The organism is Sphingomonas flavalba, assembly GCF_047553045.1.
Taxonomy (GTDB): domain Bacteria; phylum Pseudomonadota; class Alphaproteobacteria; order Sphingomonadales; family Sphingomonadaceae; genus Sphingomonas_L; species Sphingomonas_L flavalba_A.
Genome location: NZ_CP180208.1, coordinates 1,953,444 through 1,967,386, shown reverse-complemented (window position 1 = coordinate 1,967,386; position 13,943 = coordinate 1,953,444). Strand labels below are relative to the sequence as shown.

The window sequence follows — 13,943 nt, the reverse complement described above, 5'->3', positions numbered from 1 at the left end:
CGCCATTCGCGAATTGAGAGATTGCCCCCACTAACCTGGCCGGAGCCGGCGGTTTTCGCCGGCTGACAGGCGATGAGGCATGAGGGGGGATGGAGTATGGCCAAGGCCATTTCGAACGGGAATCACGCGCTGTCGTCACTGCTGCTGGCGGGTTTGCTCGCCACGACGAGCGGAGCCGCGCTGGCGCAGGAACAGGGTGGCGCGCCCGGCGGCGGCGACGCGCTGGAGACGATTACCGTCACCGCGCGCAAACAGGCCGAGAATCTGCAGGACACGCCGATTTCGATCACCGCGTTCAGCGCCCAGCGGCTGGAGGCGCAAGGCATTGCGCAGGTCAACCGCATTCAGGATTTCACCCCCAACCTGACCTTCGCCAACATCCCGTCGAACAGCGGCGTCGCGTCGAACGCGGCGGTCTATATCCGCGGTATCGGCCAGAGTGATTTCGCGCCGACGGTGGAGCCGGGCGTCGGCATCTATGTCGACGGGGTCTATCTGGGCCGCACCGTCGGTGGCGTGTTCGACCTGATCGACGTCAATTCAGTAGAGGTTCTGCGCGGGCCGCAGGGCACGCTGTTCGGCCGCAACACCATTGGCGGTGCAATCAACGTCACGACGATCCAGCCCGACGATTCGGTGCGGGTGAAGGGCGATTTCAAATACGGCACCGACAACCTGGTCAATCTGCGCGCGATGGTCAGTGGGCCATTGGCCGACGGGCTGTATGCCAAGGTGGCCGGCGGCATATTCCGTCAGGACGGTTATGTGAACGCGCCGGCGCTGGGCAAGAAACTGGGCAATAAGGACAGCAGCACCATTCGTGGCACGTTGCGCCTTGCCCCGCAGGACAGCGGGCTGGAGGTTACCCTGTCCGCCGACTATACCCGCGACAAGAGCCATGGCGCGCCGGTGGTGGTCACCGGCATCGATCCCGCCGCAGCGGGCAGTTTCGTAACCCTGCAGAACTTCATCGCGACCGGGTTCGGCAATCCGGCGGACTGCCTGACCACTGCAGCGGTGACCAACACCAACTGCTATAACCAGCGCCTTTACAGCAACGATACCAACTATTCGACCGGGCCGACCTTTTCGGACTTGAAGCTGTGGTCCGCGTCGCTGACCGCATCCTACGAAATCGCCGACGACATGCAGTTGAAGTCGATTACCGCGATCCGCCGGATAAACGGCAGTTTCGCGCAGGACCGGGACGGGTCGAATCTGGGAATAAACCATGTCTACGACGTGTTTACCCAGAAGCAGTTCAGCCAGGAATTCCAGTTTGTCGGCAAGGCGATGGACGGGCGGTTGAACTGGGTGACCGGGCTCTATTTCTTCAAGGAGAAGGGACAGGACATCAACCCGATCGACTTCCTCGTCGTGTCGGCTCAGTCCGGCGGTTATTATGATTACAAGAACTGGGCGGCGTTTGCCCAGCTCGGTTTCAAGGTCACCGAGGCGCTGACGCTGACCGGCGGCCTCCGCTACACCGAGGATCGCAAGGATTACCTGCCGGACCAGTATGTCGTCTCGACGCTGCTGCCGTTCCTCGACATTCCGACCGGCACGCGGACCGTCCCCTATCAGACGGTCGAGGCGAATGTGAACAAATGGACCCCGATGGTCAGCCTGTCCTATCAGGTGCAGCCGGACCTGATGCTGTATGCGACCTATTCGCAGGGCTTCAAGGGTGGTGGCTACACCCAGCGCATCTTCCCGCCGGAGCCCAGCCTGCCGAGCTTTCGACCCGAAACGGTCGATTCCTACGAGGCCGGTTTCAAGCTGATGGCGCTCGACAACCGGCTGCGGCTGAACGCCGCCGCCTTCTATACCAACTATCAGGACATGCAGTTGCTGGTCGCCGACGCGAGCCGGGTCGGCCCGTTCATCACCAACGCTGGCAAGGCCCGCATCCAGGGGCTGGAAATAGAAGGCAATTTTGTTCCCGGCGACGGATGGCGGCTGAATGCCGCGGCCGGCATGACGGATGCCAAGTTCAAGCGGCTGGATGCCGGCGTGCAGGGACTGGCGCTGGATTCGAAGTTCGTTCTCGTTTCGAAATGGACGCTGAGCGCATCGGTGGAAAAGGAGATTGAACTGGGCGGCGCGGGCGCGCTGACGCCGCATGTCGACTGGTCGTACCGGTCCGGTTTTTTCACCAACGCCAACGGTATCAACGATCCGCATCTCTACCAGCCGGGCTACAGCGTGGTGAATGCCAGCATCCGCTGGCAGGACCCGAGCCGGGTCTATTCGCTGACCTTCGGCGTCGACAATATCGCCGACAAGAAATTCCGGGTGTTCGGCGACTATCAGCCGAGTTTCGGTTTCTACATGCAGGCCTTCGATCGCGGCCGGCAGTATTACGCCCGGGCCGGCGTTTCCTTCTGAGCAATGGGGAGGGCCAGACGATGATCGAAGTTGGACTGACCCGGCGGGCGACGATGCGGTGCCTTGCCCTGAGTGGCGCGCTGGTGCTGGCGCCGGGGGCGCGGGCCGCCGTGGCGGTAGCCGACCGGCGGGCCGCGACCACCGCCGCGCTGCTGCGGACGACCTATCCGCACCGCGCGTTGACCGATGCGTTCTATCGGGGCGTTGCCGACCGCTATCTGCAGGAGATCGCGGCCAATGCGGAAGCGGTGAAGGCGCATGACCTGGGCCTGGCGGCGCTGGACGGATCGTATATCGCGCCGTTCGCCGAGTTGCCCGCCGTCATCCAGCGCAGCCTTGTCGAGAAGGTCGACCAGTTGCCGTTTTTCAAGGCGTTGCAGTGGCGCGGGGCCGAAATGATCTACCGCGACCCGGCGGTGTGGAAGCTTGTCGGTTACGAAGGCTCTTCCATCGAATATGGCGGTTATCTGGAGCGCGGGTTCGACGACATCGACTGGTTGCCGAAAACGGCGGCGGGAGGGCAGGGATGACCCGTTTCGCACTGGACGACAGTTCCGTCTTCGTCGTCATTGGGTCCGGTGCTGCCGGCGGCACGCTGGGCAACGAACTGGCGCAGCGCGGCCACAAGGTCGTCTGCCTGGAAGCCGGCCCCCGGTTGCAGATGTCCGATATCGTCAACGACGAAGCGGAGATGTTCGGCAAGCTGACCTGGCTCGACCGGCGGATGGCAACCGGCAAGCCCGACCCGAATTTTCCGGTGTGGAATTGCAAGACCGTCGGCGGCACGACGATGCACTGGACCGCCGCCTGCCCGCGACTGGAGCCGCACGAGATGCGCGCGCTGACCACATATGGCGCGATGGCGGACACGACGCTGGTCGACTGGCCGGTGACGCCGGAGGAGCTGGACCCGTGGTACCAGAAGGCTGAGTTGCGGCTGGGCGTGACCGGCACAAACGGCATACCGTTCCTGCCGCCGGGCAACAATTTCAAGGTGCTGGAAGCCGGCGCGCGCAAGTGCGGCTATACCGATATTGATACCCACAACATGGCGATCAACTCGGTCGACCGCGACGATCGGCCCGCGTGCCACCAGCTGGGGTTCTGCACATCCGGTTGTGCGATCGGCGCGAAATGGTCGACGCTTTATACCGAGATTCCGAAGGCGGAGGAGACCGGCCGGTTCGATCTGCGACCGGAATGCATGGTGACCGGGATTGCGCTGAACGACGCCGGGCGGGTTGAGAGCGTCACCTATCTCCACAACGGCAAGAGCGTGACCCAGAAGGCGCGGGCGGTGGCGGTGGCCGGCAATGTCGTTGAGACGACGCGGCTGCTGCTCAACACGAAAAGCGCGCGTTTCCCCAACGGGCTGGCCAACAGCAGCGGACTGATCGGGCGCAACTATATGCGCCATTTCACCATCCAGGTGATGGGGGTGATGCCGGGCAAGGTGCATTTCCACCGCCAGACCCACCTGGCCGGTGCGGTCCGCGACGAGCGCGGGCACAAGCCGGAGCGCGGCTTTGCCGGCGGTTTCCTGATCAGCACCGTGCCGTTCACGCCGGAAATTCTGGCGAAGAACATGCTGATCGGCGGCTGGGGCCACGAACTGACCGATGTGCTGGCCAAATATGACCAACTCGCCGGGATGCTGCTGACCGGGGAAGACCCGCCGCAGCTGTCCAACGCCATCACTCTCCACCCGACCGAGCGCGACGGCTACGGGCTGCCGGTGCCGGTGGTGCATTACGAGGACCACCCCAACACGATCGCGATGAAGAATTACGCGTGGAAGGCGGGGCGGCGGATTTACGAGGCGCTGGGCGCCGAACAGATTGTCGAAATGGGCGATTACATCCCCGCCACCCACAATATGGGGACTGCGCGGATGGGCACGGACCCGAAGGCGAGCGTTTGCAACCCCTATGGCCAGACGCATGACGTGCCGAACCTGTTTGTCTCCGACGGCAGCCTGTTCCCCACCTCTGGCGGGTGCAACCCGACGCTGACCATCGTTGCGCTGGTGCTGCGCCAGGCAGAGCATATCGACCAGTCGTTGAGGGCGGGGCGGCTGTAGCATCGGATTCGCGCCCGGCGCATTGCGGCGGACGCGATACCCGATTCGTTGATATGAAAAATTCGGGGAGCAATGCCGGTTGTTCCCCACCAACCCCAAAATGCGTGCGTTCCGCCGGTTCGGGCGCTGAATTCCGCGTCCCGGATAAAATAATGTTCCGCTCTTGTTCCATGGGAACAAACGATGTACATGGATTGGAGTGCGTTGAACCCGGCGCACGCCCGATCTACGAGGGAGCCTGCCATGTCGGCACAGCTTAAAGTCATCGACAGCGGAACTGCGGGGAATATGGACAGGCAAAAGGCATTGGAAGCGGCGCTCGCGCAGATCGACCGCGCGTTCGGCAAAGGCTCGGCGATGAAGCTGGGCAGCAAGGAAGCGATGCAGGTGGAGGCTATTTCCACCGGGTCGCTCGGTCTGGACATCGCGCTGGGTATCGGCGGCTTGCCGCGTGGCCGCGTTGTCGAGATTTACGGGCCGGAAAGCTCCGGCAAGACCACGCTGGCGCTGCACGCGATTGCCGAGGCGCAGCGGGGTGGCGGCACCGCCGCCTTCATCGACGCCGAACATGCGCTGGACCCGGTTTACGCGAAGAAGCTTGGCGTCGACATCGACGAACTGATCGTGTCGCAGCCCGACACCGGCGAGCAGGCGCTGGAGATTGCCGATACGCTGGTCCGTTCCAACGCGATCGACGTGCTGGTCATCGACTCGGTTGCCGCTCTTGTTCCGCGCGCCGAGATCGAGGGTGAGATGGGTGACAGCCATGTCGGCCTGCAGGCCCGGCTGATGAGCCAGGCGCTGCGCAAGATTACCGGATCGATCAGCCGTTCGCGCTGCATGGTCATCTTCATCAACCAGATCCGCATGAAGATCGGCGTGATGTACGGCAACCCTGAGACGACGACGGGCGGCAATGCGCTGAAATTCTATGCGTCCGTCCGCCTCGACATCCGTCGTACCGGGCAGATCAAGGACCGCGACGATATCGTCGGCAACAGCACGCGGGTGAAGGTGGTCAAGAACAAGGTCGCGCCGCCGTTCAAGCAGGTCGAATTCGACATCATGTACGGCGAGGGTATTTCGAAGATCGGTGAGATCCTCGACCTTGGTGTCAAGGCCGGGCTGGTCGAGAAATCCGGCGCCTGGTTCTCCTACGACTCAATCCGCATCGGCCAGGGGCGGGAGAACGCCAAGACCTACCTCAAGGAAAACCCGGAACTCGCGACGAAGCTGGAAAAGGCGATCCGCAGTCACACCGACCGGGTGGCAGAGGAAATGATGACCGGACCCGGTGCGGACGACGCCGACGATCTGTGACCCGGCCGGGCGCGGTGACGGCCGCGCCCCAGCCGGCCGGATATGTTGCGGCGCTGTTCGTGCCAAGCACCCAAGGCCCGCCGGACGCCCCGGCGGGCCTTTTGTGTTGTTGGGGCATATGCCTGCCGCGCAGCCGTCGTTTTTCGCGTCGGCAGGTGCGCCGCCATGGAACGATTGACATCGGCGGGCGCGGCATGGCCTGATCTGCCGGCGCGAGGCGCTCATGCACGGCGCGAGGGAGCGAGAGAGTGGCCGCATGACCATCATCGTCCATCATCTTGAGAACAGCCGGTCGCAGCGCATCCTGTGGATGCTGGAGGAACTGGAGTTGCCCTACGAGGTGCGGCGCTATGCTCGCGATCCGAAGACGATGCTGGCGCCGCCGGAACTGGCGAAGGTCCACCCGCTCGGCAAATCGCCGGTCATCGAGGATGGCGACTGTGTCGTCGCGGAGACCGGCGCGATTGTCGAATACCTTGTCGAGAAGGCGAACGGCCGGTTGGGGCCGCCGGCCCATCGCCAGCTGGTGCTGCGCTATCGCCACCTGCTCCACTACGCCGAAGGGTCGCTGATGCCGCCGCTGCTGGTGATGCTGGTGGTGCGACGGCTTGGCCTGCTCGGCCGCCCGGCGCGGGCGACGATCCAGCGCATGATCGACCGCCATCTGGATTATCTGGAAGGCGAACTGGCAGGCAGCGAATGGTTCGTCGGCGACGGGATCACCGCCGCCGACATCATGTTGAGCTTTCCGCTGGAGGCGGCGCGGCAGCGCGCCGGCCTCGACGAGACGCGGCCGCGCCTGATTGGCTGGCTGGAGCGCATCCACGCGCGGCCGGCCTACCAGCGCGCGCTGGCGGCCGGCGGGCCTTACGCCTACGCCTGATTGTCGTGGCGGCTTGACGGGGCCTTCGGCGGTTCGATTTCCGCGGGTTCGACCGGATCGAGTTCCCCTTCCCAGCGGGCGATGACCACGCTCGCCACCGCGTTGCCGACGACGTTGGTCGCCGAGCGGGCCATGTCGAGGAAATGGTCGACGGCGAGGATCAGCAGCAACCCCGCTTCCGGGATGTCGAACAGGGCGAGTGTCGCGGCAATGACCACCAGGCTGGCGCGCGGCACGCCGGCGATGCCCTTCGACGTGATCATCAGCACGAGCAGCAGGGTGATTTCCTGCCCCAGGCTAAGGTCTATGCCATAGGCCTGCGCGATGAAGATCGTCGCGAAGGTCATGTACATCATCGACCCGTCGAGGTTGAACGAATAGCCGAGCGGCAGGACGAAACTGGCGATTTTCGGCGGTACGCCGAAGCGGTCGAGCGCTTCCAGCGTGCGGGGGTAGGCGGCCTCGGACGATGCGGTCGAGAAGGCGAGCAGCAGCGGTTCGCGGATGTAGCGGACGAGCAGCCGGGTACGGCTGCCGACGATCAGGAAGCAGACGCCGATCAGTACGATCCACAGCACGACGATGCCGATGTAGAAAGTGCCCATGAAATAGGCGAGGTCGCCGATGATCGCAGGGCCCTGTTCGGCCAGCGTGCTGGTCACCGCGGCGAACACGGCGATCGGGGCAAGGCGCATGACGTAGTCGGTGATCTGCAGCATGACCGCGACCAGCGCCTCGATCGCCTTGGCGAGCGGTGCCGCCTTTTCGCCGACCGCGGTCATCGCCACGCCGACGAACAGCGAGAAGATGACGATCTGCAGAATCTCGTTATCCGCCATCGCCTCGATCATCGAGGCGGGGAAGATGTGGGTGATGAAGGTTTTCAGCTCGAACGCCGCCCGGTCGACGCCGCTGGAGGCGGTGGCCGCGGGGAGCGGCAGGTCGAGTCCCACCCCCGGCTGAAGCGCGTTGACCAGCAGCAGGCCGACGGTCAGCGAAATCAGGCTGGCGCCGATGAACCAGCCGAGCGAGCGCATGCCGACCCGGCCAAGCGCGGCGGTGTCTCCCATATGGTAGATGCCGGCGACCAGCGTGGAGAAGACCAGCGGCGCGATGATCATCTTGATAAGGCGCAGGAATATGTCTGTGCCGATGCTGAAATAGCCGGCGATCTGGACCAGGGTCGCCTTGCCTTCCGGCGTATCGTCACCGATCGAGACGTTTAGCGTCCAGCCGACGATAATGCCCAGAACCAAGCCGAGCAGGATGTAATAGGTCAGGCGTTTCGCCACGCGACGGTCTCCCCCGATGCGATTTTCCCGTTCCTTTGGGGGTATCGCATTCCCGCGGTCAAGCACGCGTTGGCCTTGACAGGTGCATTATGTGGCGGGACCAACGGCGCTGAGCCGAGGGGGAATTGCCATGATCGACGCCGCTTTTTCCATCCGTCGTCGGAGGATGTTGAGTGGTGCGGCCCTGCTGGGTGCGGCGACGCTGCTGCCACGCGTTGCCTTCGCCGCGGAGATAGACACCGGCGACCTGGCGAGTATGACTGGAGACGTCGTGCCGATCGACGCGGCCGAGCGCGGCCGGCGGCTGGACCGGGGGCGGGCGTTGATGGCGGCGAACGGCCTGTCGGCGATCATCGTCGAACCGGGTTCGACGATGGTCTATTTCTCCGGTGTCGAATGGTATCGTAGCGAGCGACTGACCGCGCTGGTCATTCCAGCCGATGGCGAGGCGGTGGTGGTCACGCCATTCTTCGAGGAGCCGTCGGTCCGCGAGACGCTGGGTATCCCGGCGGAGGTCCGCGTCTGGCAGGAGGATGAGGACCCGATCGCGGTGGTCGCGGGCGCGTTGCGGGACCGCAACGCGGCCGATGGCGCGATTGGCGTCGAGTCGACCGTTCGCTTCTTCGCCTCGGATGGTGTTGCGCAGGCGCTGCCTGCCGCACGCCTCGTTTCCGCCGACCCGGTCGTGCGCGGATGCCGAATGATCAAGACTCCGGCCGAGCTGGCGCTGATGCAGAAGGCGGCGGATATCACCGTCGCTGCATACCGCTGGACATGGGCCAGGGTGCGCGAAGGGATGACGCCGGGCGAGATCGGCGCGCTGATGAACGCGGCGACGGCCAAGCTGGGCGGCAGGCCCGGATTCTCGATGGCCCTGCTTGGTGAGGCGGCGGCGCTGCCGCACGGCAGCGGCAAGCCCCAGCGGGTGCGCGAGGGTGAGGTGGTACTGATGGATTGCGGCTGCACCGTCCACGGTTATCAATCGGATATTTCGCGCACCTTTGTTCCCGGTCGCGCGCCGGACGATGTCCGTCGCGTGTGGGACCATGTCCGCATGGGGCAGCAGATCGCGTTCGATGCGGCGAAGGTGGGTGTGACGGCGGGAGCGGTCGACGATGCGGTCCGCGCTCATTACGAAACGCTGGGTTACGGGCCGCGTTACCGGTTGCCGGGCCTGTCACACCGGACCGGCCATGGTATCGGTCTGGACGGGCATGAACCGGTCAATTTCGTTCACGGCGAAAAGACGGCGCTCGCCCCCGGCATGTGCTTTTCCAATGAGCCGGGCCTGTACTTTCCCGGCCGGTTCGGCGTGCGGCTGGAGGATTGCCTGCACATCACCGAGAGCGGGGCGCGCTGGTTTTCAGAGCCGCCGCCGTCGATCGACCGGCCGTTCGGCTGACCCCGACGTGCGGGAATGCTTGAGCATGGGCGGTTGGTCGCCTAGATCGCGGGCATGACATCGACGAACGACATCCGCCGCTCCTTCCTCGATTATTTCGAGGGTGAGGGGCACACGCCCGTGCATTCCGCGCCGCTGGTGCCGCACAACGACCCGACGCTGATGTTCGTCAACGCCGGCATGGTGCCGTTCAAGAACGTGTTCACCGGGCTGGAGACGCGGCCGTATGTCACCGCGACGTCTTCGCAGAAATGCGTGCGCGCCGGCGGCAAGCACAACGACCTCGACAATGTCGGCTATACCGCGCGCCACCATACTTTCTTCGAGATGCTCGGCAATTTCTCGTTCGGCGATTATTTCAAGGAACGCGCGATCCTGCTGGCGTGGAACCTGATCACCCGTGAATGGGGTATCGCCAAGGACCGGTTGACCGCCACCGTCTACCATACCGACGACGAAGCCTATGACCTGTGGCGCAAGATCAGCGGTCTGCCGGAAAGCCGGATCATCCGCATCCCGACCAAGGACAATTTCTGGGCGATGGGCGAGAACGGGCCATGCGGGCCGTGTTCCGAGATTTTCTACGACCATGGCGACCATATTCCCGGCGGCCCGCCCGGAAGCCCGGACGAGGACGGTGACCGCTTCACCGAGATCTGGAACCTGGTGTTCATGCAGTATGAGCAGGAGGCGAACGAGATCGTCCGCGACCTGCCGCACCCGTCGATCGACACCGGCATGGGGCTGGAACGGATTGCGGCCGTGCTGCAGGGCGTCCACGACAATTACGACACCGACACGTTCAAGGCGCTGATCGCCGAAAGCGGCGCGCGCACCGGCACCGCCACCACCGGCGCCAACCAGGCGAGCCACCGGGTGATCGCCGACCACCTGCGCGCATCGGGCTTCCTGGTTGCCGACGGCGTGCTGCCGGCGAACGAGGGCCGGGGTTATGTGCTGCGCCGGATCATGCGGCGGGCGATGCGCCATGCTCACCTGCTCGGCGCGAAGGAGCCGCTGATGCACCGGCTGGTGCCGGCGCTGGTGGCCGAGATGGGTGGTGCCTTCCCCGAATTGTTGCGCGCCCAGCCGCTGATCGAGGCGACGTTGCTGCAGGAAGAGACGCGATTCCGCCAGACGTTGTCCAATGGCCTGAGGTTGTTGGAGGAAGCGACGAACGGGATGCAGGCGGGCGATACCCTGCCCGGCAAGACCGCGTTCAAGCTCTACGACACCTACGGCTTTCCTTACGACCTGACCGAGGATGCGCTGCGCGCCCATGGGTTGGGCATCGACCGCGATGGTTTCGATGCGGCGATGGCCGAGCAGAAGGCGGCGGCGCGCGCCGCGTGGAAAGGCTCCGGCGCGAAGGCGTCGAGCGATGTCTGGTTCGACGTCGCCGAGGCGCATGGCGGCACCGAGTTCACCGGCTATGTGTCGAACGAGGGCGAGGGCGAGGTTGTCGCGCTGGTCCGCGATGGCGCCCGCGTCGATGCGGCGAGCGAGGGCGAAACCGTCACCGTGCTGACCAACCAGACGCCGTTTTATGGCGAGTCCGGCGGGCAGATGGGCGATGCCGGCGCGATCACCGGCGACAAGGGGCTGCGCATCGTCGTCGATGACACGACCAAGGAGATCGGCCGGCTCCACGCTCATCATGGCCGGGTGGAAACGGGCACGATCAAGGTCGGCGACACCGTTCGGCTGGCGATCGACGGTGACCGCCGGGCGCAGTTGCGCGCCAACCACAGTGCCACCCATCTGCTGCATGCGGCCTTGCGGAACCGGCTGGGCCAGCATGTGACGCAGAAGGGCAGTCTGGTTGCGCCCGACCGGTTGCGTTTCGATTTCTCGCACCCTTCGCCACTGACCGCGGAGCAGATTGCCGAGGTTGAGGCGGACGTGAATGCACAGATCCGCGGCAATGACGCGGTGTCGACCAGGCTGATGACCCCGGACGATGCGGTTGCCGCCGGCGCGCTGGCGCTGTTCGGCGAAAAATATGGCGACGAGGTGCGGGTGCTGTCGATGGGGAGCGGCGCCGAGCGCGCCTATTCCGTCGAGCTGTGCGGCGGCACCCATGTTGCCGCGCTGGGCGATATCGCGCTGTTCAAGATCATCGCCGAGAGCGCGGTTTCGAGTGGCGTCCGTCGGATCGAGGCGCTGACCGGCGAGGCGGCGCGGTTGTGGCTTGTGCACCGCGACGAGCGCCTGCGCGAAGCGGCGGCGGCGCTGAAGACGGCGCCGGAGGATGTGCCGGTGCGGGTGGCCGCGCTGGTCGAGGAACGGCGGCGGCTGGAGCGGGAACTGGCGGAGGCGCGCAAAGCGTTGGCGCTGGGTGGCCCGGCCAGTGGCGGCACGGGTGAAGCGGCGGCGGAGCAGGTCGGCGGTGTCGGCTTCATCGGCCAGGTTGTCGACGGGCTTGACCCCAAGGGGCTGCGCGGCGCGCTCGATACTTTGAAGAAGCGAGTCGGGTCCGGCGTGGTCACGCTGGTCGCGGTCAACGACGGCCGGGCGTCGGTGGCGGTCGGGGTCACCGACGATCTCGTCGGATCGCGCGACGCGGTGGCGCTGGTCCGCGCCGCGGTGGCGGTGCTGGGCGGGCAGGGCGGCGGCGGCCGCCCGGACATGGCGCAGGGTGGTGGCCCGGACGGTGCCCGCGCCGCCGATGCTGTCGCTGCCGTGCGCGATGCGCTGACCGGGGTCGCGGCGGCGGCCTGATCCGCGGAAATCAGGCGCCCGATTGGTCGGGTGCCGGTGCACGGGCTTTCGCTTTCGCAGGCGCCTGAACCGGGCTGCTAAGATTCCAGGTCGCGCAGGCGGGTGCCGGTGATGCGCGGTTGGAAGTCGAGATTGGCGGCGTCGCGGACCTGATGGTGCAGCTTTTCACGCTTGTCGTGGATCGAGGCGATGACCGGCCCCATCGGCACGCCGAGTTCGACCAGCACCGCCTCGGACAGTTGCAGCGATGCCTCCAATGCTTCCGGCGCGGCGCTGGTCACGCCGGCGCGGTAGAGTTCGGCGGCATGGGTGGTGTCGCGTGCACGGGCGACGATGGGCAGATCAGGATAGAGCCGGCGCACCCGGCGGACGATGCGGACGGAAAGCGCGGGCTGGTCCATGGTCAGTACCAGCGCTTCGCGGTTGCCGAGGTTCAGCCGTTCGAACAGTTGCGGCCGGGCGATGTCGCCGAAGATCACCGGATAGCCTTCGCGCCGCGCCTCAGCGACGGCGTCTATGTCGGTTTCGACCGCGACGAAACTTTTGTCGTGGGTGCGAAGCATGTCGGCGACGAGTCGGCCGACACGGCCGAAGCCGACGACAACCGTGCCGGGGATGGCGCCGGTATCCTTCAGCGGATCGTCCTCGCGGCTCGCCACCTCGATCCTTCGGGCGATGTCGCTGCCGATCCGTGCGAGCAGTGGCGTGATCGTCAGGCCGATTGCCGTGACCGTCTGCCAGAAGGCGGCGGTGCGCGCGGCGATCAATCCGCCCTGGGTGGCGACGCCGAGCACGATCAGCGTGGTTTCGGACGGCGACGCCATCAGCGCGGACGTTTCGATCGCGATGCCGCGGCGGACGCCGCTCAACCGCAGCAGCGCGGCGGTGACCAGCGATTTCGCCGCGACGACGCCGACCACCGCCGTTGCGAGCTGCATCCAGTATTCGGCGACCGAACGCAGATTGATGCTCATGCCGATGGTGATCAGGAATACGCCGAGGGCCAGGCCCTTGAACGGCGCGGTCGTGCCTTCGACCTCTCCATGATATTCGGTTTCAGCGATCAGGATGCCGGCGAGCAGCGCGCCGACAATCGGCGACAGGCCGGTGACCGTCGTCGCGGTGCTGGCGACGATGACGATCAGCAGGCTGGCGGCGAGGAACACTTCCGGGCTTTTGGTCCGCGCCGCCTGGGCGAACAGGATCGGCAGCAGGAAGCGGCCGAGGATGACCATCGCGATGACCGCGCCGCCGCCGTAGAGAACGCTGTGCAGCGCGTTTTCGACCCCGCCGCCGCCGAACGGGGCAATTGCGCCGAGACCGAAGATAATCGGTACCAGCGCCAGATCCTCGAACAGAAGCATGGCGAAGGCGAGGCGGCCGACCGGGCCGGATGTGCCGACGATTGGCAGGACCAGCGCGGTCGACGACAGCGACAGGGCGAGGCCGAGGCCGATCGCGCCGGTCCAGTACTGGCCAAGCGCGATCAGTGCGAGCGCAATGATGATGCCGGAGCCGAGCAGTTCCGCCGCGCCGATGCCGAATACCTGTGTCCGCATTGCCCAGAGCCGCTTGAACGACAGTTCCAGTCCGATCGAGAACAGCAACAGGATGATGCCAAGTTCCGCGAATGCGTCGATCGAATGCGGGTTGGTGATCGTCAGGTAATAGAGCCACGGCGCATGTGAGGTCAGCGAACCGAGGCCGGCCGGCCCAACAAGAATGCCGACGAGAATGAAGCCGATGACCGGGTTTACGCGAAACCGGGCGAAAGTGGGGATGACAAGACCGGCTGCGCCGAGAATAACCAATGCATCACTGAATGCCGGTGAATGGATCGGGAGCGCCACACAGCAA

At 65.3% G+C, this 13,943-nt stretch carries 9 protein-coding genes; 7 read left to right on the top strand and 2 right to left on the bottom strand.

The window, feature by feature from the left end; genetic code table 11:
* Positions 1-96: 96 nt before the first annotated feature.
* From ACMT1E_RS09405 to ACMT1E_RS09385, 5 genes are all read left to right on the top strand, one after another.
* On the top strand, positions 97-2,388 hold the full coding sequence (locus ACMT1E_RS09405; protein WP_414899873.1) for a TonB-dependent receptor: 2,292 nt from the start codon (positions 97-99) through the stop codon (positions 2,386-2,388).
* A gap of 20 nt (positions 2,389-2,408) precedes the next feature.
* A complete protein-coding gene (locus ACMT1E_RS09400) occupies positions 2,409-2,918 on the top strand; it encodes a hypothetical protein (protein ID WP_414899872.1) in 510 nt (169 codons plus the stop codon).
* The gene (locus ACMT1E_RS09395; RefSeq protein ID WP_414899871.1) at positions 2,915-4,468 is read left to right on the top strand and encodes a GMC family oxidoreductase; all 1,554 of its coding nucleotides are present in this window, start codon (positions 2,915-2,917) and stop codon (positions 4,466-4,468) included. Before ACMT1E_RS09400 ends, ACMT1E_RS09395 begins: the two co-directional genes overlap by 4 nt.
* Positions 4,469-4,711: 243 nt before the next feature.
* Positions 4,712-5,788: a recombinase RecA gene (gene recA / locus ACMT1E_RS09390; protein ID WP_414899869.1), complete on the top strand. Its 1,077-nt coding sequence runs from the start codon at positions 4,712-4,714 to the stop codon at positions 5,786-5,788.
* 256 nt (positions 5,789-6,044) lie between these two features.
* Positions 6,045-6,671, top strand: a complete 627-nt coding sequence (locus ACMT1E_RS09385; RefSeq protein WP_414899868.1) for a glutathione S-transferase family protein — start codon at positions 6,045-6,047, stop codon at positions 6,669-6,671.
* Here ACMT1E_RS09385 and ACMT1E_RS09380 read toward each other — a convergent pair.
* A complete protein-coding gene (locus tag ACMT1E_RS09380; protein ID WP_414899867.1) occupies positions 6,662-7,963 on the bottom strand; it encodes a dicarboxylate/amino acid:cation symporter in 1,302 nt (433 codons plus the stop codon). The genes ACMT1E_RS09385 and ACMT1E_RS09380 overlap by 10 nt on opposite strands.
* A 130-nt stretch (positions 7,964-8,093) precedes the next feature.
* On the opposite strand from ACMT1E_RS09380, the gene ACMT1E_RS09375 reads away from it, so the two are divergent.
* Together ACMT1E_RS09375 and alaS are read left to right on the top strand one after the other, a co-directional pair.
* Positions 8,094-9,365 carry a M24 family metallopeptidase gene (locus tag ACMT1E_RS09375; RefSeq protein WP_414899865.1) on the top strand — a complete coding sequence of 424 codons (1,272 nt, stop codon included), beginning with the start codon at positions 8,094-8,096 and terminating at the stop codon, positions 9,363-9,365.
* Between the two features lie 54 nt (positions 9,366-9,419).
* Entirely contained in the window at positions 9,420-12,086 is a 2,667-nt protein-coding gene (alaS, locus tag ACMT1E_RS09370) for an alanine--tRNA ligase (protein WP_414899863.1), read from the top strand.
* Between the two features lie 77 nt (positions 12,087-12,163).
* Here alaS and ACMT1E_RS09365 read toward each other — a convergent pair whose 3' ends face one another.
* On the bottom strand, positions 12,164-13,936 hold the full coding sequence (locus ACMT1E_RS09365) for a cation:proton antiporter (protein ID WP_414899861.1): 1,773 nt from the start codon (positions 13,934-13,936) through the stop codon (positions 12,164-12,166).
* Positions 13,937-13,943: the final 7 nt, after the last annotated feature.

Bases quoted from the DNA above. Each gene is read 5' to 3' on its own strand.
- ACMT1E_RS09400 (WP_414899872.1), top strand. From the start codon at position 2,409: ATGATCGAAGTTGGACTGACCCGGCGGGCGACGATGCGGTGCCTTGCC.
- ACMT1E_RS09375 (WP_414899865.1), top strand. From the start codon at position 8,094: ATGATCGACGCCGCTTTTTCCATCCGTCGTCGGAGGATGTTGAGTGGT.
- ACMT1E_RS09405 (WP_414899873.1), top strand. From the start codon at position 97: ATGGCCAAGGCCATTTCGAACGGGAATCACGCGCTGTCGTCACTGCTG.
- ACMT1E_RS09385 (WP_414899868.1), top strand. From the start codon at position 6,045: ATGACCATCATCGTCCATCATCTTGAGAACAGCCGGTCGCAGCGCATC.
- ACMT1E_RS09395 (WP_414899871.1), top strand. From the start codon at position 2,915: ATGACCCGTTTCGCACTGGACGACAGTTCCGTCTTCGTCGTCATTGGG.
- alaS (WP_414899863.1), top strand. From the start codon at position 9,420: ATGACATCGACGAACGACATCCGCCGCTCCTTCCTCGATTATTTCGAG.
- recA (WP_414899869.1), top strand. From the start codon at position 4,712: ATGTCGGCACAGCTTAAAGTCATCGACAGCGGAACTGCGGGGAATATG.